This window comes from Zobellella iuensis, assembly GCF_016746085.1.
Classification (GTDB): domain Bacteria; phylum Pseudomonadota; class Gammaproteobacteria; order Enterobacterales; family Aeromonadaceae; genus Oceanimonas; species Oceanimonas iuensis.
In genome coordinates this window covers 345,052-363,649 of sequence record NZ_JAERTZ010000018.1, presented here as the reverse complement: position 1 = coordinate 363,649, position 18,598 = coordinate 345,052, and the positions used below count along the sequence as shown (strand labels likewise).

Annotated in this window: 16 protein-coding genes and 1 other annotated feature; of the genes, 3 read left to right on the top strand and 13 right to left on the bottom strand. The window is 66.1% G+C overall.

The window, feature by feature from the left end:
- Positions 1 to 66: 66 nt before the first annotated feature.
- Positions 67 to 2,466 (top strand): ATP-binding protein, encoded by a 2,400-nt coding sequence (locus JKV55_RS08515; RefSeq protein WP_202084144.1) that lies wholly within the window; start codon positions 67 to 69, stop codon positions 2,464 to 2,466.
- A gap of 20 nt (positions 2,467 to 2,486) precedes the next feature.
- Positions 2,487 to 4,646, top strand: coding sequence for an EAL domain-containing protein (locus JKV55_RS08510; protein ID WP_202084142.1), 2,160 nt, complete (start codon positions 2,487 to 2,489; stop codon positions 4,644 to 4,646).
- Positions 4,647 to 4,721: 75 nt separating this feature from the next.
- Here the strand turns inward: JKV55_RS08510 and JKV55_RS08505 are convergent, their stop codons facing one another.
- The 11 genes from JKV55_RS08505 to hisG all read right to left on the bottom strand — a co-directional run bounded on the left by JKV55_RS08505 (position 4,722) and on the right by hisG (position 15,379).
- A complete protein-coding gene (locus JKV55_RS08505) occupies positions 4,722 to 5,912 on the bottom strand; it encodes an amino acid aminotransferase (RefSeq protein ID WP_202084139.1) in 1,191 nt (396 codons plus the stop codon).
- Positions 5,913 to 6,020: 108 nt separating this feature from the next.
- Positions 6,021 to 7,211, bottom strand: coding sequence for a Bcr/CflA family multidrug efflux MFS transporter (locus JKV55_RS08500; RefSeq protein WP_202084137.1), 1,191 nt, complete (start codon positions 7,209 to 7,211; stop codon positions 6,021 to 6,023).
- Positions 7,212 to 7,283: 72 nt separating this feature from the next.
- The gene (locus tag JKV55_RS08495; protein ID WP_202084135.1) at positions 7,284 to 8,171 is read right to left on the bottom strand and encodes a DNA replication terminus site-binding protein; all 888 of its coding nucleotides are present in this window, start codon (positions 8,169 to 8,171) and stop codon (positions 7,284 to 7,286) included.
- A gap of 208 nt (positions 8,172 to 8,379) precedes the next feature.
- Positions 8,380 to 8,985: a bifunctional phosphoribosyl-AMP cyclohydrolase/phosphoribosyl-ATP diphosphatase HisIE gene (gene hisIE, locus JKV55_RS08490; protein ID WP_202084133.1), complete on the bottom strand. Its 606-nt coding sequence runs from the start codon at positions 8,983 to 8,985 to the stop codon at positions 8,380 to 8,382.
- Positions 8,978 to 9,751, bottom strand: a complete 774-nt coding sequence (gene hisF / locus JKV55_RS08485; protein WP_202084132.1) for an imidazole glycerol phosphate synthase subunit HisF — start codon at positions 9,749 to 9,751, stop codon at positions 8,978 to 8,980. Before hisF ends, hisIE begins: the two co-directional genes overlap by 8 nt.
- A complete protein-coding gene (gene hisA / locus JKV55_RS08480; RefSeq protein ID WP_202084130.1) occupies positions 9,733 to 10,470 on the bottom strand; it encodes a 1-(5-phosphoribosyl)-5-[(5-phosphoribosylamino)methylideneamino]imidazole-4-carboxamide isomerase in 738 nt (245 codons plus the stop codon). The genes hisF and hisA overlap by 19 nt, the downstream gene beginning before the upstream one ends.
- Before the next feature lie 3 nt (positions 10,471 to 10,473).
- A complete protein-coding gene (gene hisH / locus JKV55_RS08475; protein WP_202084128.1) occupies positions 10,474 to 11,064 on the bottom strand; it encodes an imidazole glycerol phosphate synthase subunit HisH in 591 nt (196 codons plus the stop codon).
- Complete coding sequence (hisB, locus tag JKV55_RS08470; protein WP_202084126.1) at positions 11,061 to 12,131, bottom strand: bifunctional histidinol-phosphatase/imidazoleglycerol-phosphate dehydratase HisB; 1,071 nt, start codon at positions 12,129 to 12,131, stop codon at positions 11,061 to 11,063. The genes hisH and hisB overlap by 4 nt, the downstream gene beginning before the upstream one ends.
- Entirely contained in the window at positions 12,132 to 13,190 is a 1,059-nt protein-coding gene (gene hisC, locus JKV55_RS08465; protein ID WP_202084124.1) for a histidinol-phosphate transaminase, read from the bottom strand. It abuts the gene before it with no gap.
- On the bottom strand, positions 13,187 to 14,479 hold the full coding sequence (gene hisD, locus JKV55_RS08460; RefSeq protein WP_202084122.1) for a histidinol dehydrogenase: 1,293 nt from the start codon (positions 14,477 to 14,479) through the stop codon (positions 13,187 to 13,189). Before hisD ends, hisC begins: the two co-directional genes overlap by 4 nt.
- A 3-nt stretch (positions 14,480 to 14,482) precedes the next feature.
- On the bottom strand, positions 14,483 to 15,379 hold the full coding sequence (gene hisG / locus JKV55_RS08455; RefSeq protein ID WP_237332769.1) for an ATP phosphoribosyltransferase: 897 nt from the start codon (positions 15,377 to 15,379) through the stop codon (positions 14,483 to 14,485).
- A 42-nt stretch (positions 15,380 to 15,421) separates the two neighbouring features.
- Positions 15,422 to 15,546, bottom strand: a sequence feature (His leader region).
- 363 nt (positions 15,547 to 15,909) lie between these two features.
- Here hisG and JKV55_RS08450 point away from each other — a divergent pair.
- Complete coding sequence (locus tag JKV55_RS08450; protein WP_202084118.1) at positions 15,910 to 16,746, top strand: DUF2279 domain-containing protein; 837 nt, start codon at positions 15,910 to 15,912, stop codon at positions 16,744 to 16,746.
- Between the two features lie 21 nt (positions 16,747 to 16,767).
- Here JKV55_RS08450 and JKV55_RS08445 read toward each other — a convergent pair whose 3' ends face one another.
- Both JKV55_RS08445 and JKV55_RS08440 read right to left on the bottom strand, forming a co-directional pair.
- Positions 16,768 to 17,184, bottom strand: a complete 417-nt coding sequence (locus JKV55_RS08445; RefSeq protein ID WP_202084116.1) for a DsrE family protein — start codon at positions 17,182 to 17,184, stop codon at positions 16,768 to 16,770.
- Between the two features lie 36 nt (positions 17,185 to 17,220).
- Positions 17,221 to 18,540, bottom strand: coding sequence for a tetratricopeptide repeat protein (locus tag JKV55_RS08440; protein WP_202084114.1), 1,320 nt, complete (start codon positions 18,538 to 18,540; stop codon positions 17,221 to 17,223).
- Between the last annotated feature and the right edge of the window lie 58 nt (positions 18,541 to 18,598).

The following is an 18,598-nucleotide window of genomic DNA, read 5'->3' as shown; positions in this document are numbered from 1 at the left end:
TGAGCCCCCGGGATCGCTCCTGGCGGGCGCCAAGCAATTGAACCGTCGGAGAGCGGGGAGCCGAGCATGATGACACTGACGACCGGCCAGGGATGGCGATGGCTGCATGCCCTGAGCGGGCATCCGGCCTGGCGCTGGTGCGCCCTGGGCGGGCTCGCCCTGATCTTTGCCGCCGATGGCCAGACCCAGCTCGGCTTTGCCCATGGCAGCCTGTATCCGCCCGTCATCCTGCTGGCCCTGTTTACCGGCAGTACCGGCTTCGTGCTCGCCATTGCGCTGGCGGCGGCCGGCCTGACCGTGGCGGGCATTTTCATATCCCCGGCCGCGCCAGCGGAGTTTGCCCCTGTGTTCGTGCTGGCCAACCGCGTGCTTGCCCTGGCGGGCATAGGCCTGAGCTGCCTCCTTTCCGTCGCCATTATCCACTACCTGCAACAGGTGCAGTCGGCCTATCGGGCACAGCTGCGGAGCCGGCGGGAGTCGGAACGGCTGGCCGGGCGCCTGAGCAGCATCCTGGAATGCATGACAGAGGCGTTCTTTATCCTGGACGAGAAACAGAGGGTCGTCTTCGCCAACCGGAAGGCGGAACTGCTGCTGGGCACGGCGTCTCGGCCCATGCTGGGCCAGCCGCTGGTGGCCGTCTTCCCCCAGTTGCAGCTGTTGCTGGCGTCCGACCGGACGGAGGGAGAAGCCGAGCTCTTTTATCCCCGATGCGAGCGCTGGCTGGCATGCCACTATGTGCGCACCGGCGAGGGCCTGGCCCTGTCGCTGCAGGACAGTACCGAGCGCAAGCGCAACGAGCAGATCCAGTTGACCGAGGCCCGGGCGCTGCAGATGATCTACGAAGGCGCCAACCGGCACGAGGTGCTGACCCGGATAGTGCTGGGTATTGAGCAGGTATTGCCCAATACCCTGGCGTCGGTGCTGTTGCTGGACGAAGACGGCATCCACCTGCGCGAAGGGGCGGCTCCCAGCCTGCCCGAGAGTTACAATCAGGCGGTGTACGGCCAGCCCATCGGGCCCGAGGCCGGTTCCTGCGGCACCGCCATGTACCGGCGCCAGCCGGTGATCGTGGAAGACATCGCGACCGATCCCCTGTGGACGGCCTACCAGGAGCCGGCTCTGGCCCATGGGCTGCGGGCCTGCTGGTCCATTCCGGTGCTGGACGGCGAGGGCCGGGTATTGGCCAGTTTTGCCCTCTATCACCATAGTCCCAAGGCGCCTACCGAGGCTGACCTTACCCTGATCGGCCGTACCGGCCATATCGTCGGGCTGGCGCTGGAGCGCTACCGGCAGGAAGCCACCCTGCGCTCCCTGGAGGAGCAGTTGCGCCATGCCCAGCGGATGGAGGCCGTGGGCCAGCTGACCGGCGGTATCGCCCATGACTTCAACAACCTGCTGACGGTGATCCTGGGCAACGGCGAACTGCTGCAGGAACAGCTGGCGCGGGAGCCGGCGCTGGCCGAGCTGGCGCGGATGATGGTGACGGCCGCTCAGCGGGGGGCGGATCTGACCCATCGGCTGCTGGCCTTTGCCCGCCGTCAGGCGCTGGAGCCCAGGGTGATCCAGGTCAACGAGCTGGTCGAGGGCATGGGCCCGCTGCTGACCCGGGCCCTGGGCCAGCATATCAGCATGGAACTGCGGCCGTCCGCCGGGCTCGGGCCGGCGCTGGTGGATCCGGGCCAGCTGGAAAGCGCCCTGCTCAATCTTTGCCTCAATGCCCGGGACGCCATGCCCGAAGGCGGGCGACTGACCCTGGAAACCGCCGATATTCGGCTGGACCGGGATTATGCCGCCAGCCATGCGGAGGTGGCGCCCGGCCACTATGTGCTGCTGGCGGTATCGGATACCGGCAGCGGTATTCCCCCCGAACACCTGGGGCGGATTTTCGAGCCCTTCTTCACCACCAAGGAAAAGGGCAAGGGCTCGGGGTTGGGCCTGTCCATGGTGTTCGGCTTTATCCGCCAGACCAACGGTCATATCAGCGTCTATTCCGAACTCGGTATCGGTACCGTGGTGAAAATGTACCTGCCCAGGGCCGAAACCGGGGCGCGCGAGGCGGAGCCGGCGGATAACATGGTGCCGGTGCAGCATGGTGGCGGCGAATGCATCCTGCTGGTAGAGGATGATGAGCTGGTTCGCCGGTATGCGGAGGAGCAGCTGCTGGGCCACGGATTCCGGGTGCTGAGCACCGGCAACGGCCATGATGCGCTGGCCCTGCTGCGGCAGAGAGATGACATCGATTTGCTGTTTACCGATGTGGTGATGCCCGGCGGCCTGGGAGGGGCCGAGCTGGCGGCCAGGGCGAGAGCACTCAGGCCGGAGCTCAAGGTGCTGTTCACTTCGGGCTACACTGAGAATGCCATTGTCCATCAGGGGCGCCTGGAGCAGGGGGTGCTGCTGCTGGGGAAACCCTACCGGCGGGCGGAGCTGATGGCGAAGGTTCGCCAGGCGATTGATCATTCATAACAAAGATGCGCGGTTTCCTTATGAGCAAGACACGGCTGTTAATCCTGGATGATGACCCCATGACCGGGCAGACCCTGGCGCACATCGCCGAGTTTGCCGGGGCCGAAGTCCGGTTTACCACCAGCCCGGACGAATTTTTCCGGCTGCTGGAGGAATGGCAACCGGATACCATAGCGCTCGATCTGGTGATGCCCCAGATGGACGGGGTGCAGGTGATGTCGGTCCTGGCCGACAGGGGCTGCACCGCCCGCCTGATCATCAGCAGCGGGGTGGGCAGCCGGGTGCTGGATGCCGCCGGTCGCTCTGCCGCCGGGCATGGCCTCAATATTGCCGGTGTGCTGCCCAAGCCTTTTACGCCTGCGGAGTTCAGGGCCTTGCTGGCCGATGAGCCGCCGGCCGGCAAGGCCGCCGCCGACACCAAGGCGGCGGCCCTGCGGCCGCCCAGCCTGGAAGACATCCGCCAGGCCCTGCAACGCGGCGATATCCATGTGGTCTACCAGCCCAAGGTAGCCTGCCGGAGTTCCGAGCTGACCGGTTTCGAAGTGCTGGCCCGCTGGCAGCACCCGGAGCTGGGCGCCATCGCCCCGGAGACCTTTATCGCCTTGGCCGAGTCGGGCGGGCTTATCGACACCCTGACCGAGCAGGTGCTGGCCTTGACCCTGGACTGGTTCGCCCGGCTGCACCGGGTGGACGGACCGCTGGCGGCGGTGCTGACCCCGGTCTCGCCCCTGAAGCAACTGACCCTCTCCATCAATGTCTCGGCCCGTTCCCTGGGCAACCTGGCCTTGTTCGAACGGCTGGAGCGCCGTTGCGAGGCGCTGGGGCTGGCGCCGGAGCGGTTGATTTTCGAACTGACCGAAACCAGCGCCATGGAAGATCCGGTGGCCTCCCTGGATATCCTGACCCGGTTGCGGATGAAGGGGTTCCAGCTGTCGCTGGATGATTTTGGTACCGGCTTTTCCTCCATGCTGCAGCTGGTCAGGCTGCCGTTTTCCGAACTCAAGGTGGACAAGTCTTTCGTGATGACGGCCGGGCAGTCCCAGGAATCGCGGGCGGTGATCAAGTCGGTGATCGATCTGGGGCACAGCCTTGGCCTGCAGGTGACGGCGGAAGGCATAGAGGATCAGGATACGCTCGGCTATTTGCGGGAGCAGGGGTGCGATTTGGCGCAGGGCTATCTGATCGCCCGGCCCATGGCGGAGGCGGAGCTGCTGGCCTGGATCCGGGACTACCAGACGCGCCGGGAAGCCGGGCGCTTGCAGAGCCTGCACGATATTCAGCTGCTGGATACCCCGCCGGAAGAGCGTTTCGATCGCCTGACCCGGCTGGCCAGGCGGCTGTTCGACATGCCGGTTGTACTGGTCAGCCTGGTGGATGAAAAGCGGCAGTGGTTCAAGTCCCGGCAGGGACTGGAGGTGGAGCAGACGCCGCGTGAGATATCCTTCTGTACCCACGCCATCGAGCAGAACGGGGTCTATGTGGTCGGGGATACCCTGGCCGACCCTGCCTATTCCGGCAATCCGCTGGTGACCGGCGAGCCCGGTATCCGGTTCTATGCCGGTTGTCCATTGCGGGCCCCCGATGGGAACAAGCTGGGCACCCTTTGCCTGATCGACAAGGTGCCCCGGCTGTTCGGTGAAAAGGACGTCGCCTTGTTGGCCGATCTGGCTTATCTGGTGGAACGAGAGCTGGTTGCCGACCGGGCCGCCGGTATCGACCACCTGACCGGCCTGCTTAACCGGCAGGGGTTTGAGCAGGCGGCCGAAGAGATACTGGGCTTCTGTGCCCGTCGGGTGCTGCCGGCAGCCCTGCTGTGGCTGGATCTGAACGAGTTCAAGCGGTTCAGTGAACAGGGGGGGCAGGCGGCCGGGGAGCAGGCCCTGGTGGCCTTTGCCGATGTACTGCAGGAAGCGTTTCGGGAGTCGGATTTAAAGGCCCGGCTGCGGGGAAATGAGTTTGTGGTGTTGCTGATCGATACCGGCCGGCAACAGACCGAGCATGCCCTCGAACGCCTGGAGCAGATGCTGGCGGCAGTGAATGCCGGCGGCCCGCTGTCCTTCCCCCTGAGCTATGCACTGGAGTTGGAGGTGATCCGCCCCGATCGACAGGAGGCGCTGTCCACCCTGCTGCACCGGGTCGGCAGCCGCGAGCGGGGACATGGCACGGCGGATAAGGGCTGAGCAGGCGCGGCCCGCACGGCGATAAACAATAAAAAGCCCCGCCGGAGCGGGGCTTTGTCGTCCGGGTGAACGGGCTCAGATCACCGCGGCGACGGCGTCGCACAGGGCGTCGATGTTCGACTTGGTGATGCCGGCCACGCTGATGCGGCCCGAGCCGACGATGTAGATGCCGAACTCGTTCTTCAGCCGCTCCACCTGCTCCTTGTCCAGGCCGGAGAAGGAGAACATGCCGTTCTGGCGGGCGATAAAGCTGAAGTCCTGATCCACGCCGCGGCTGGACAGTTTTTCCACCAGCAGGGTACGCATTTCCTGGATGCGGTCGCGCATTTCGGCCAGCTCGTTCAGCCAGTCCTGGTACAGCGCCGGATCCTCGGCCACCAGGGCCACCACGGCGGCGCCGTGGGAGGGCGGGTTGGAGTAGTTGGCGCGGATGATGGTTTTCACCTGGCTGAAGGCGGTGTCGGCCACGGCGGCGTCGCTGGCCACCAGGGTGAAGGCACCCACCCGCTCGTTGTACAGGCCGAAATTCTTGGAGAAGGAGCTGGCGATCAGCAGCTCCTGGTTGTGCTCGGCGAATACCCGCAGGCCGTAGGCGTCTTCCTCTATGCCCTTGGCGAAGCCCTGGTAGGCGAAGTCGAACAGCGGCAGCCAGCCTTTCTCGGCGGACAGTTTGGCCAGTTGTTGCCATTGCTCGGCGGTGGGGTCGATGCCGGTGGGGTTGTGGCAGCAGCCGTGCAGCAGCACCACGTCGCCGGCCTTGGCCTGGGCCAGGTCGGCCAGCATGGCGTCGAAGTCCAGATCCTTGGTGTCGGCGTTGTAGTAGCCGTACTCCTTCACCTCCAGGCCGGCGGCGATGAACACGGCTCTGTGGTTGGCCCAGGTGGGGTTGGAGATCCAAATGGTGCCGGCGCCGAGCTGGCGGGCGATGAATTCGCCGGCGATGCGCAGGGCGCCGGTGCCGCCCGGTGCCTGGGCGGTGCGGGCGCGTTTGGCTTCGGTCACGGCGGAGCCGGTGCCGAACAGCAGCTGTTGCACCACGCGGCCGTAGGCCTCGGTGCCTTCAATGCTGAGATAGTTCTTGGTGGTCTGCTCCTGCACCAGGCGGGCTTCGGCTTTTTTCACGCAACGCAGCACCGGGGTCTGGCCGGCTTCGTCTTTGTAGATGCCCACACCCAGGTTGATCTTGTCGGTACGGGGATCCTGGCGGAACGCGTCGGTGAGGCCCAGGATGGGATCGGCAGGGGCGGCGGTGACCTTCTCGAACATGGTAGTGTTGATTCCTTGTGATAATAAATTGGGTCCGGGTCGCGGGCTGCGACAGCCCCTAGTTATAACACTTGCGCCCCCATTAAAAAACGGCTTTCACCGGGGAATTTATGCCCGGGCTTTCAGTGCCGGATGCACCAGCAGCCAGTAGCCGGACAGGGCCAGCCAGGTGCACAGGCTCATCACCAGCGCCATGGGCAGGGCCGAGGGCACATGACTGGCATTGACCGCGAAGGCGGCCACCGCGCCCAGGCCGAAACGGGTGGTGCCGGCCAGGGCCGAGGCGGTGCCGGCGGTTTCCGGAAAGTGGCTGAGCAGGCCGGCCATGGCGTTGGCGCCGATCAGGCTGATCTGGGCGATCAGCACCATGATCGGCAGCACTATGCCCCAGAGGCCGCCCGCTCCGGTGGCGGCATTGAACATCAGCACCAGGGCGGCGAGGGCCGCCGTCGTGAGCCCCACCTTGAGCAGGCGATCGCTGCCGAGGCGCTTGACCAGCCGGCTGTTGCCGAAGGTGAGCACCATCATCAGCAGGATATTCAGGCCGAACAGCAGGCCGTAGTGCTGGGCCGGGACCCCGAACAGTTCGATATACACCAGCGGCGAGCCGGAGATAAAGGCGAACATGGAGGCGGTGGTCAGCGCCCCGCACAGGATATAACCCAGGGCCGCCCGGTGGCTCAGCACCTTGCCGTAGTTGCGCAGTATGGGCAGCAGCCGGAACGATTGGCGCAGCTCGGGTTTGAGGGTTTCGGGGATCTTGATGGCCAGGGCGATGCTGACCAGGGCGCCGATGGCCGCCAGCAGCACGAAGATGCTGTGCCAGTGGGCCACCAGCAGCAGGTAGCCGCCGATAATGGGGGCGAGCAGGGGGGCCAGCGTCATCACCAGTATCACCATGGACATGACCCGGGCGAACATGTCCCGCTCGAACATGTCGCGCAGCAGGGCGTTGAGCACCACGGAGCCGGCGGCACCGCCCACGGCCTGCAGCAGGCGAAAGGCCATCAGCGTCTCTATGCTGTCGGCGAAGGCGCAGCCGATGCTGGCCAGGGTAAAGAGCGCCAGGCCGCCGAGCATCACCGGCTTGCGGCCCACGCTGTCGGCCAGGGGGCCGTAGAACAGCTGGCCGAGGGCGAAGCCGGCCAGGAAGACGCTGATGGTGAGCTGGGCCTGGGCCACCGGCACGCCCAGATCCCGGGCTATGGTGGGCAGGCTCGGCAGGTACATGTCGATGGCGAGCGGCGTCAGGCCGGCGAGACTCGCCAGCAACAGCAGCAGGGAAAGGGGCAGACCCATGAGGAACTTCCGGCGGTAACAAGTGCAACCAATTTAAACATGATAACCATTATCATGCAAAAGATGTTCGTCTCAGGGCCGGTAGGGGTAGATATGCAGCCGGGGAATGAGCGGCTCGTCCTTGATGCTGGCTTCCCGGCGCTTGCGGTGGTTGGCCGGGGGATAGTCCCCGAGCGGAGTCACCGCCGGCGGCTCGTCCTGGCACAGGATAAGGGGCAGGTGGGCCTTGACCTGTTGCTGGCGGGGTTTGATCTCCTCGCACCAGCGCACATTGACCATGGGGTGGGTCTTGACCGGCCGGCGCAGGCGCAGCTCCACCCCCGGCGGCAGCCGCTTGACGTCGTAGATCTCCCGGTCCACGCATTGCAGCCAGGTCAGGGCATCGACCAGGGGAGGGGGCTTCTGCCGGGACTCGGTAAGCTGGCGGACCAGTTGCTCTTTATCCAGCTTCTGGATGATCTGCTTGTTGGCCCAGGTAAAGCCCAGCCGTGAGGCGGGGCGGGGCAGCAGCACCAGCTGGCGGTAGACCTGCAGGGTGACGAGGCCGGGCAGGGTGTCGTGCACCAGGGCGAACTTCTGGTCGCGGCCCTCGGCTTCCTGCACCAGCGCCCTGAACGCCTGCTTGAGCCGGTTGACCTCGTCCACCAGGGCGGTGGTGTCGTCCCCGAGGGCGGCGGGCAGCAGCAGCAGGCCGGGCAGGCGGAAGCTGGCCTTGGCCGAGCAGTCCGGTTGCAGGTGCCACCGGCGATAGGCCGCCAGGGCGGCGTGCAGGGCATCTTCATCCCGCAGGGGGCTGACAGGGATCCGCGCCACCGGCTCATGCTCCTGGCCGAGGGGCACGGGCGGCAGGGTATAGCAGCGGGCGAAGGGGGTGGCCTCGGCCAGGAACTGGCAGAGGGTGCTGGTGGTGCTTTCCAGCTCGGCGAAGGCGTGGCGCAGGCGGGCGGCGAGGGTGAACATAATTTATGCCAACATACTTTGGGTGCTTTTGAATCTAGCAGGCGAGACGGCGCGGCGCAAGCAGCAGGATCGGGTGGCACGCCAGGCCGGCAGGGAGGGGGGCTGTAGGCGCATCTATTTTACATAATCTGTGTGTGGGCGAAGCAAAAGAGAAAAAGGGGTCCTAGTCAATTAAAAAGTGACTAGGACCCCTTTTAGGGGGGGCGGCTTACTTATGCCGCGCTTTCAGCTTGTTGACCACGTCGGTCAGCTGCAACCCTTCCTGCTGTAGCAGCACGGTGAGGTGGTAGAGCAGGTCGGCGGACTCGCTGACCAGCTCTTCGTGGTCGTGCACCGTGGCGGCCAGCGCCGTTTCCACCCCTTCCTCACCCACCTTCTGGGCGATGCGCTTGGTGCCCTTGGCGTAGAGGCTGGCGGTGTAGCTGGTGGCCGGATCCGCGCCCTTGCGGCTGGCCAGCACCTGCTCCAGCTCGGCGAGAAAGCTCAAGGACGGCAGTTGCTGATCGTTGAAGCAGGACACATTGCCCAGGTGGCAGGTGGGGCCGATGGGCTCCACCAGTGCCAGCAGGGTGTCCTGATCGCAGTCGGTGCTGAGGTCGCGCAGCTGCAGTACATGGCCCGAGGTTTCGCCCTTGGTCCAGAGCCGGTTCTTGGTGCGGCTGAAGAAGGTGACCTGGCCGGTGGCCTGGGTCTTTTCCAGCGCTTCCCGGTTCATGTAGCCGAGCATCAGCACCCGGCCGCTGTGGCAGTCCTGCACTATGGCGGGCATCAGGCCGTCGACCTTGTCCCAGTCCAGCTGGTTGGCGTCAATCACGGATCACCACTCCTTGTTGCTTGAGGTATTGCTTGAGATCACCGATGTCGATGATGCCCTTGTGGAACACGGAGGCGGCCAGGGCCCCGTCCACATCCGCCTCGAGGAAGGCATCGCGGAAATGCACCATCTCGCCGGCGCCGCCGGAGGCGATGAGCGGCACCTGGCACAGGGCGCGCACCCGCAGCAGCTGCTCGATGTCGTAACCCTGGCGCACGCCGTCCTGGTTCATCACGTTGAGCACGATTTCGCCCGCGCCGCGCCGCTGTACCTCTTCCACCCAATCGAAGGTGCTCCATTGGGTGACCCGGGTGCGGCTCTCGTCGCCGGTGAACTGGTGCACCTGATACTGGCCGCTGGCCTCGTCGTAGTAGGAGTCGATGCCTACTACTATGCACTGCACGCCGAAGGTGTCCGCCAGCTCGGTGATCAGCGCCGGATTGGCCAGGGCCGGGGAGTTGATGGAGATCTTGTCGGCGCCGAATTCGAGGATGCGGGCCGCGTCCTCAATGGACTTGATGCCGCCGGCCACGCAGAAGGGGATGTCGATCACCTCCGCCACCCGGCTGACCCAGCTCTTGTCCACCACCCGCTCCTGGCTGGAGGCGGTGATGTCGTAGAACACCAGCTCGTCGGCGCCCTCGGCGGCGTAGCGCTCGGCCAGGGGCACGATGTCGCCGATGATCTCGTGGTTGCGGAACTTCACGCCCTTGACCACCTGGCCGTCCTTGACGTCCAGGCAGGGGATTATGCGTCTTGCCAGCATGCAATGGCCTCCTTGACGGTGAACTTGCCCTCGAGCAGGGAGCGGCCCAGGATCACCCCGGCCACGCCGGTGCCCTTGAGCGCCTCGATATCATCGATGTTGCCGATGCCGCCGGAGGCCTGCCAGAGGATGGTGGGATAGCGGGCGGCCAGCTCCCGGTACAGGGCGACGTTGGAGCCGGACAGGGTGCCGTCCTTGGAGATGTCGGTGCACAGCACATGGCACAGGCCGGCGGGCAGGTAGTGCTCGAGCAGGGCCTCGATGGTGATGCCGCTGTCCTGTTGCCAGCCGGCGATGGCGATCTTCTTCTCGCCCTCGGGGGTGATGTTGATGTCGAGGGCCAGCACGATGCGCTCGGGGCCGTACTGCTTGATCCAGCCGGCCACCAGCTCGGGGTTTTTCACCGCGGTGGAGCCGATCACCACCCGCTGGGCGCCGATGTCGAGCAGGTCCTTCACGTCCTGCTCGGTGCGGATGCCGCCGCCGATCTGCACCGGCACGGCGGTGTTTTCAATCAGGCTTTTAATCACGGCAAGCTGGCGCTGGTCGCTGTTTTTGGCGCCGTCCAGATCCACCAGGTGCAGCTGGCTGGCGCCTTCGGCCACATAGAGGTCGAAGCGCTCCTGGGGCGAGGCGGTGTATTCGGTTTTTTGCTGGTAGTCGCCCTGGTACAGGCGCACCACCTTACCACCGATCAGATCTATTGCAGGGATAATCATGGGTTACAGCTCCAGGAAGTTTTTCAGCAACTGGGCGCCGGCGGCACCGGAGCGCTCCGGGTGGAATTGTACGCCGAAGAAGTTCTCCTGGCCGATGGCGGCGCTGAAGGCCTGGCCATACCGGCAGGAGGCCAGGGTGTATTCGCCCACCGGCACCGCGTAGGAGTGCACGAAGTAGAAGAAACTGCCGTCGGGAATGTCCTTGAACAGCGGGTGGCCGGGCATGGGGGTGATCTGGTTCCAACCCATGTGCGGCAGGCGGATACCGTCGCCGCCCACCAGCTTGGTGCAGTCGGCGTCGATCTTGCCCAGGCACTCGACGTCGCCCTCTTCGGAGCGGTTGACCAGCATCTGCATGCCGAGGCAGATGCCGAGCACCGGCTGCTGCAACCGGTTGACAAGTTCGATCAGGTTGCGCGCCTTCAGGTTCTTCATCGCCTCGCGGGCGGTGCCTACGCCGGGCAGGAACAGCTTGTCGGCGGCCAGCACCACCTGCGGATCCTTGCTCACCTGTACCTGGTAGCCCAGGCGCTCGATGGCGTAGCGCACGGAAGACAGGTTGGCGCAGCCGGTATCGATAATGACGACCTTCACAGTACCCCCTTGCTCGACGGCAGATCATCGCCTTCCACCCGGATGGCCTGGCGCAGGGCCCGGCCGAAGCCCTTGAACAGGCTTTCCACCATGTGGTGGGTATTGTCGCCGGTCACCCGCAGGTGGATGTTGGCGGCCAGGCTGTCGCTGAGTGAGCGGAAGAAGTGGGGCACCATCTCCACCGCCATGTCGCCCACGCTGTCCCGGTGGAACTCGGCCTCGAACACCAGATAGGGGCGGCCGGACAGGTCCAGGGTGATGGCGGCCTCGCACTCGTCCATCGGCAGCACGAAACCGAAGCGGCCGATGCCGCGTTTGTTGCCGAGCGCCTTGCGCAGCGCCTCGCCCAGGGCCAGGGCGGTGTCTTCTACCGTGTGGTGATCGTCGATGTGCAGGTCGCCCTCGACCGCCACTTCCAGGTGGAAGCCGGCGTGGGTGGCGATCTGATCCAGCATGTGGTCGAAGAAGCCGAGCCCGGTGTGGATCTTGTTGCCGCCGCTCTGGTCCAGATCCAGCTTGATGCGGATGTCGGTTTCCTTGGTGGTGCGGGTCACCTCGGCGGTGCGGCCGCGGCTCAGAAGGCGCGCGACTATCTCGGCCCAGCCCAGGTCGTGGTGGCCGTAGTGCAGGCCGGGCAGGCCCATGTTCTCGGCCAGTTGCATGTCGGTGATGCGATCGCCGATCACCCAGGAGTCGGTGAAGTCGATGCGGCCGCCTTGCAGGTAGTCTTTGACCAACCCCAGGCGCGGCTTGCGGCAGGCGCAGTCGTCGTGCTGGAAATGGGGGCAGATCAGGATGTCGTCGAATTTGACGCCCTGGGAGGTCAGGATCTGCATCATCAGGTTGTGGGGGGCGTCGAAGTCTTCTTTAGGGAAGCTGTCGGTGCCCAGGCCGTCCTGGTTGGTGACCATCACCAGCCGGTAGCCCGCGTCCTGCAGCTTGAGCAGGGCGGGGATCATGCCGGGCAGGAAGGCCAGTTTGTCGAGCCGGTCCAGCTGTTTGTCGACCGGCGGCTCTTCCACCATGGTGCCGTCGCGGTCGATGAATAAAATACGTTCCTTAGTCACTTATTGCTCCTGTTGCAGTACGGCCAGTACCGCGTCCATTTCGGCTTGATCGCCGATGGTGATACGAATGCAGTCGGCAAGCCCCGGCTTGCTGGAAAAATCACGCAGTATGATACCCGCCCTGCTCATGCGGGCAAAGACGGCGCTGCCGGGGGTGAAGCGCACCAGCAGGTAGTTGCCGTTGGGGGCGAACACTTCCTTGACCTGGGCGCTGCCGGCGAGTTGCGCCGCCAATTCCGCCTTGAGCCGGTTGATCTCCGCCACCCGCGCGCGCATCCGCGTAAGGCCGTCCTCGCTGAGGGCCTGGGCGGCGATCTGGGCCACCGGCTCGGGGATGGGGTAGGGGGCGATGACCTTGAGCAGCAGGCCCACCACTTCCGGGTTGGCCAGGGTGAAGCCGCAGCGGATGCCGGCCAGGCCGAAGGCCTTGGACAGGGTGCGGATAAGCACCAGCTCCGGGTGGTCGGCCAGCAGGCCGGCCTGGCTGTGCTCGGGGCAGAATTCGATATAGGCCTCGTCCACCACCACCAGGGCGCGGCCGCGGGCGGCCTCGAGCAGGCGGAGAAGGCCGCCCTGCTCCACCAGATCGCCGGTCGGGTTGTTGGGCGAGCACAGGAACACCAGCTTGGCCTCGCCGAGGCGGTCGATGATGCCGTCGAAGTCGGGCTGGCGGCTCGCCTGCAGCGGCACGTCGATGATGCCCACGCCGTTGGTCTCGGCGCTGATGGCGTACATGCCGTAGGTGGGGGTGCAGATGATGATCTTGTCCCGGCCCGGCTCGCAGAAGGTGCGGATCAGCAGCTCTATGCCCTCGTCACCGCCGCGGCTGACCAGCACCTGCTCGGGGGCCACGCCGGCGTAGGCGGCGTAGCCGTTGATCACCCCGGGCGGCTGGCACTCGGGGTAGCGGTTCAGGCGCGAGCAGTCCAGGGTGAACTGGCCGCTGTCGGCCGCTTCGTTGGCGTTCAACCAGATATGGCCCTGGCCGCCGATGCGGCGGGCGGACTGGTAGGGGGTGAGCGCCTGAACCTGGGCACGGGCCAGTTGGGTGAGGCTCATTGTTGTTTCTCCAGTTTGGCCAGCCGCAGGCTGACCGCGTTTTTGTGGGCATCCAGGGTTTCGGTGGCGGCGAGCAGCTCCACCGCCGGGCCTATGGCTTGCAGCCCCGCCGGGCTCAGCTCCTGCACCGTGTAGCGGCGCTGGTAGTCGGCCAGCCCCAGGCTGGAGCAGGTGCGGGCATAGCCGTAGGTGGGCAGGGTGTGGTTGGTGCCGCTGGCGTAATCGCCCACCGACTCCGGGGTCCAGGCGCCGAGGAAGATGGAGCCCGCGTTCCTGAGTTTGGGCAGCAGGGCACGCGGGTCTTCGGTCTGCACTATGAGGTGCTCGGGCGCATAGGCGTTGGAGATGGCGGCGGCCTGGGCCAGATCGTCGCAGATAAAGGTGCGGCTCTCGGCCAGGGCCCGGCGGGCGATGTCGGCCCGGGACAGGCTGGCCAGCTGCTCGGCCAGGGCGGCATCTACCCGCTCGGCCAGGACGCGGCTGGGGGTGACCAGTATCACCTGGGAGTCGGGGCCGTGCTCGGCCTGGGACAGCAGATCCGAGGCGATAAAGGCGGCGTCGGCGGACTCGTCGGCGATCACCAGCACCTCCGAGGGGCCGGCGGGCATGTCGATGGCGGCCCCGTCCACATCACCGGACACCTGGCCCTTGGCCTCGGTCACCCAGGCATTGCCCGGGCCGAAGATCTTGTCCACCTTGGTCACCGTCTCGGTGCCGTAGGCCAGGGCGGCCACCGCCTGGGCGCCGCCCAGGCTATAGATGGCGTCCACGCCGCAGCGCCGGGCGGTATAGACGATGGCGTCGTTCACCGGCGGCGGCGAGCACAGCACCACCCGCTCGCAGCCGGCGAGCCTGGCCGGGATGGCCAGCATCATCACGGTGGACACCAGGGGCGCGCTGCCGCCGGGCACATAGAGGCCGACCTTTTCGATGGGCTGGTAGTGCAGCTCGCAGCGCACCCCCGGTTGGGTGTCCAGCACCACGGGGGCGGGGAGCTGGGCCCGGTGGAAGGCCTCGATATTGTCGATGGCCAGCTCGATGGCGGCTTTCAGCTCCTCGCTCACCCGGCTGCCGGCGGCCGCGATGTCCTCGTCGGTCAGCTGCAGGCGCTCGAGTTCCACCTTGTCCAGGGTGCGGGTCAGTTCCCGCAGGGCGGCATCGCCGCCGGCGCGCACCTGGCCGATGATGGCGGCGACCTGGGCGTCACGCCCGCCCTGGGCCAGGGCGGGGCGGCGCAGGGCGTCGGCCTGCTCTTGCGTGCTCAGTCGGTTCCAGTCGAAGGTTTGCATGGCTTACTCCATCATCTTCTCGATGGGCAGCACCAGGATGGAAGAGGCGCCCAGGGCCTTGAGGCCTTCCATGGTTTCCCAGAACAAATCTTCGGTGCTGACCACATGGATGGCCACCTGCTTGGTTTCGCCGGCCAGCTGCATGATGGTGGGGCGCTCGGCGCCGGGCATCAGGGCGATCACCTCCTCCAGCTTGTCCTGGGGCGCGTGCAGCATGATGTACTTGCTTTCCCGTGCCTGCTGCAGGCCCTGGATGCGGGGCAGCAGCTTGTCGATAACCTTCTGCTTGTTGGCGGCCAGGGGATTGGCGCTCTGGATCAATACCGCCTTGGAGCGGTAGATGACGTCGGTTTCCACCAGGCCGTTGGCCTCCAGGGTGGCGCCGGTGGACACCAGGTCGCAGATGGCGTCGGCCAGGCCGGCGCGGGGCGCCACTTCCACCGAGCCGTTCAGCATCACGCTCTTGAACTTGACGCCCTGGCTGTCCATGTAGCGCTTCAGCAGCCAGGGGTAGGAGGTGGCGATACGCTTGCCTTCCAGGCTCTTGGGGCCCTGATAGTCGAACTCTTCGGAGACCGCCAGCGACAGCCGGCAGCCGCCGAAGTCGAGCCGCTTGAGCACGCTGTACTCGGCGGACTGGCCGGTGGCCTGGCGCTCCATCACGGTTTCTTCCAGCACGTTCTCGCCGACGATGCCGAGATCGACCACGCCGTCCATCACCAGGCCGGGGATATCGTCGTCCCGCACCCGCAGCAGGTCGAGGGGCATGTTTTCGGCGTGGGCGATCAGGCGCTGCTCGCGCAGGTTGAGCTTGACGCCGCAGCCTTTCAGCAACTGCTGGCAGTCGGTGCTGAGGCGGCCGGATTTCTGAAGGGCGATGCGAAGGCGATTCTGATCCAATGTCATGTGCTGTGTTCCTTGTGATAAACCGTAAAGCCGTAAAACGAAAAACCCCCGGAAGGGTAGCTTCCGAGGGTCTGGTATTTCTGTCCTGCTGGAAGCCGCCAAGCGCAAGGTCTTCCAGAATAGATATCCTGAAAGACTAGTCGGGATGATGATGATGCTTGGCGTTGTGCAGGAAGTTCATATAAAGGCGTAACCTGAATCTCTCTAATGGTCTGGGCTCACCATAGCAAGCCGGGCGGGCTTTGCCAACCCCGACGCCTGAGAAACTTGGCGGAGCAGGGCGGCGGGCGGCGGGCGGGGCAGGGCCTCGGGGAGAAAGTTTTGGAGATAAGCTCCATATTTTTATTATTAAAAGTGATTTTATTCCGCAGTAATGTGCACTGGTAGCGTTGAATATTGAATTGCGTTCACCTCCCTGGCTGCGCTGAATGGCACCAGCAAGCGCCATGGCAATGATGACAAGGGCGCCCCGGGCCCGACTCGCTACACTTAGGAGGATGCTGTTTCCGCTGCAAGGAGCCCCCATGTTGTTCAAGTCGAGTGTGCTGTCGATAGCCTTGCTGCTGATGGCACCGCTGGCCATGGCCCGGGAGCCGGGCGGCGAGACTCATGGTTGGTCGCGGGAGCAGAAAACCTGGGCGCTCAACCTGGCGATAGTGGGCGGGGTCACCGCCTACGGCATGGCGGTGTGGGACTGGGGGGAGTCGAGCTTCGGCACCCAAAACGAGGGCTGGTTCGGCCGCGACACCGAGCACGGCGGCGCCGACAAGCTGGGCCATGCCTATGCCGGCACCGCGACCACGGCGCTGGCCGCCGCCCTCTATCGCCGCTGGGGCTACGACGATGCCGAGGCGGCCCGGCTGGGCGCCTTCAGCGGCCTGCTGCTGACTACCACGGTCGAGCTGGGCGACGGCTTTTCTCCCGAGCACGGCTTCAGCTGGGAAGATCAGGTGGTCAACCTGGCCGGGGTGGGGCTGGAATATCTGCGCCAGCGGCATCCGGCCTGGCGCGAGCGGGTGCAGTTCCGCTGGGAATACTGGCCGTCCCCCATCGTGCGCCGGGGCCGGCACCATGATATTTTCACCGATTATTCGGGCTCGCGCTGGCTGCTGGCCTTTCCCCTAAACGCCTGGGGTGCCCAGGGAAACGCGCTGCGGTGGGTAGAACTGCAGGCGGGCTACGGCAGCCGCGGTTTTGCCGAGCGGGATCGCGACTTTTTCGACGAGCCCAGGCGGCACCCCTTCATCGGTATCGGCCTCCATGTGCCCCTGGCGCTCGAGCGCCTCGGCGCCGGGCCCGCCAGCCGGCGCTGGTTCGAGTACATCCAGGTTCCCGGCACTGCCCTGCCGCTGCCGCCCTAGCCCGCGCGGCCAAGACGCCGCTCAGAAATACTGGCAGTGATCCGCCTTCAGCGCCTTTTCGGAGAGGAACCAGCCCGGATCGACGATGCCCGTGGCCGCCGGCATCAGCTCGGCCGGCGCCACCTCGAAGGTCTGGGCCGCGTAGCGGCAGCCGTAGAGCCGCACCCGTCCGGTGTCGGCCAGCAGTTGCAGGAAATCGGCGATCTCGGTGGGCTCGCCGTCCGCCGCCAGGCGGGCGCGCAGCCAGCCGGCGTCGGCGGCGTGGGCCCCCTCGATGCGGCGCGATGCCGCCCCCGCCGGGGTCAGTACCCGCACCGCCCAGAGCACGAACAGCATGTCCACCTCTACCCCTTGCACTGCCTGGGTATAGGCGAAGGTGAGGGGCGTCAGCAGCTTGTCGTAGGCGTCTTCGCGCACGACCATGGCCAGGTGTTTCATCGTTGCCTCCCGGGGCAGGCTCCGCCCCGTCGTGGGTCAGGATAAGGCCGTGCGGCTTCTCGCCAGCAGGCTGCGGTTGATGCCGCTGTGGGGCTTGAGCGCCAGGCGCTCCCGGGCCAGCGCTTTGCTCAGCCGGGTCTGGCCGCCGCGCAGGGCCGCCTCGGCCAGGGTCAGATCGATGATGTCCCGCTGGGCGTGGCTGCCGCCGAAGCGGTTGACGATATGGCGCGCACCGTAGAGCAGCTCCACCACCAGCGGGTAGTCCCCGTGCCGGAAGGCGACGAAGCCCTCGATCAGCGGCCGGCCGGTTTCCCGGGCCCAGGTCGCGGTTTCGCCGTCCTCGTTGGCCTGGTACCGGGCCAGCAGCTGGGCGAGCTTCTGCTCTTGCCCCGCGCCCAGGTAGGCCATGGCTGCGTGCCAGTCGTTGAAGGGATAAAGCCTGCCGTCGGCGTGCTGCTCCCACACCTCGGCCAGCTCCTGCCAGCGCGCGCCCGGCTCCAGGCCGGCCAGTTGCAGCCGCCACAACAAGGCCGTGGCGTCGACCAGATCCAGCGCGACCGTGCTCTGTCCCTCGCGCACCGGCCCGTCATAGAGCGCCAGGGCTTGGTCGGGCTGACCCAGCTCCAGGTGGCACAGCGCCCGGTGCCACCAGTTGTGCACCTTGAAGAAGTTGTCATCCCCCGACCAGCAGGATTCCCGGCTCTGCATCCAGCCGATGCCGTCTTCGGGCCGGCCCTGCATCTCCATCACATGGGCCACGGCGTGGTGGGCCCAGCAGTCGAGGGGCTCCAGCGCCAGGGCCTGCCGTCCCCGCTCCTCGGCCCGGCCATAGTCACCGCACTCCTCCAGCCCGAAGGCATGCATGCCGAGCAGGACGGAATAGCCCGGCAGCTCGGACGACCAGCAGGGCAGGGCGCGGGCCAGCCGATCGCGCAGCGCCCGGGCGTTGGCGCGATAGAAGTCCAGCAGGTGACCGCATTGCAGCGCCACCATGTCCCTGGGGTGGTCGATGCTGTGCCGCTCGAGGGCGATTGCCGCGGCCGTCCAGCGTCCGTCGAGCAGGAGCCCGAGGGCGCCGAGGTGGGAAGCCTCGCGTTCGTTGAGGCGCATGGCGCCGAGACGCCGGACCAGGGTGGCGGCCTCGCGCGAGGCCGCCGGCTCGGTGGCTCCGGCCAGGATATGCGCCTTCATGATGGCGGCCATGGCGAAGTCGGGCGCGAGTTCGAGGGCGCGGTCGAGCAGGCCGATGGGATCCCCCCGGTAGAGGTTGAACGCGGTCACGGCCTGGTCGAACAGGACGACGGCCTCCGCCGAGGCGCCGCTGAGGGTATTGCCTTGCTGATCGCTGAGCTTCATGGTTGGACTCCCGGTAAGCGAAGCTGACCGAGCCAGGGCCGCCTGCGCGGGCCCCCGG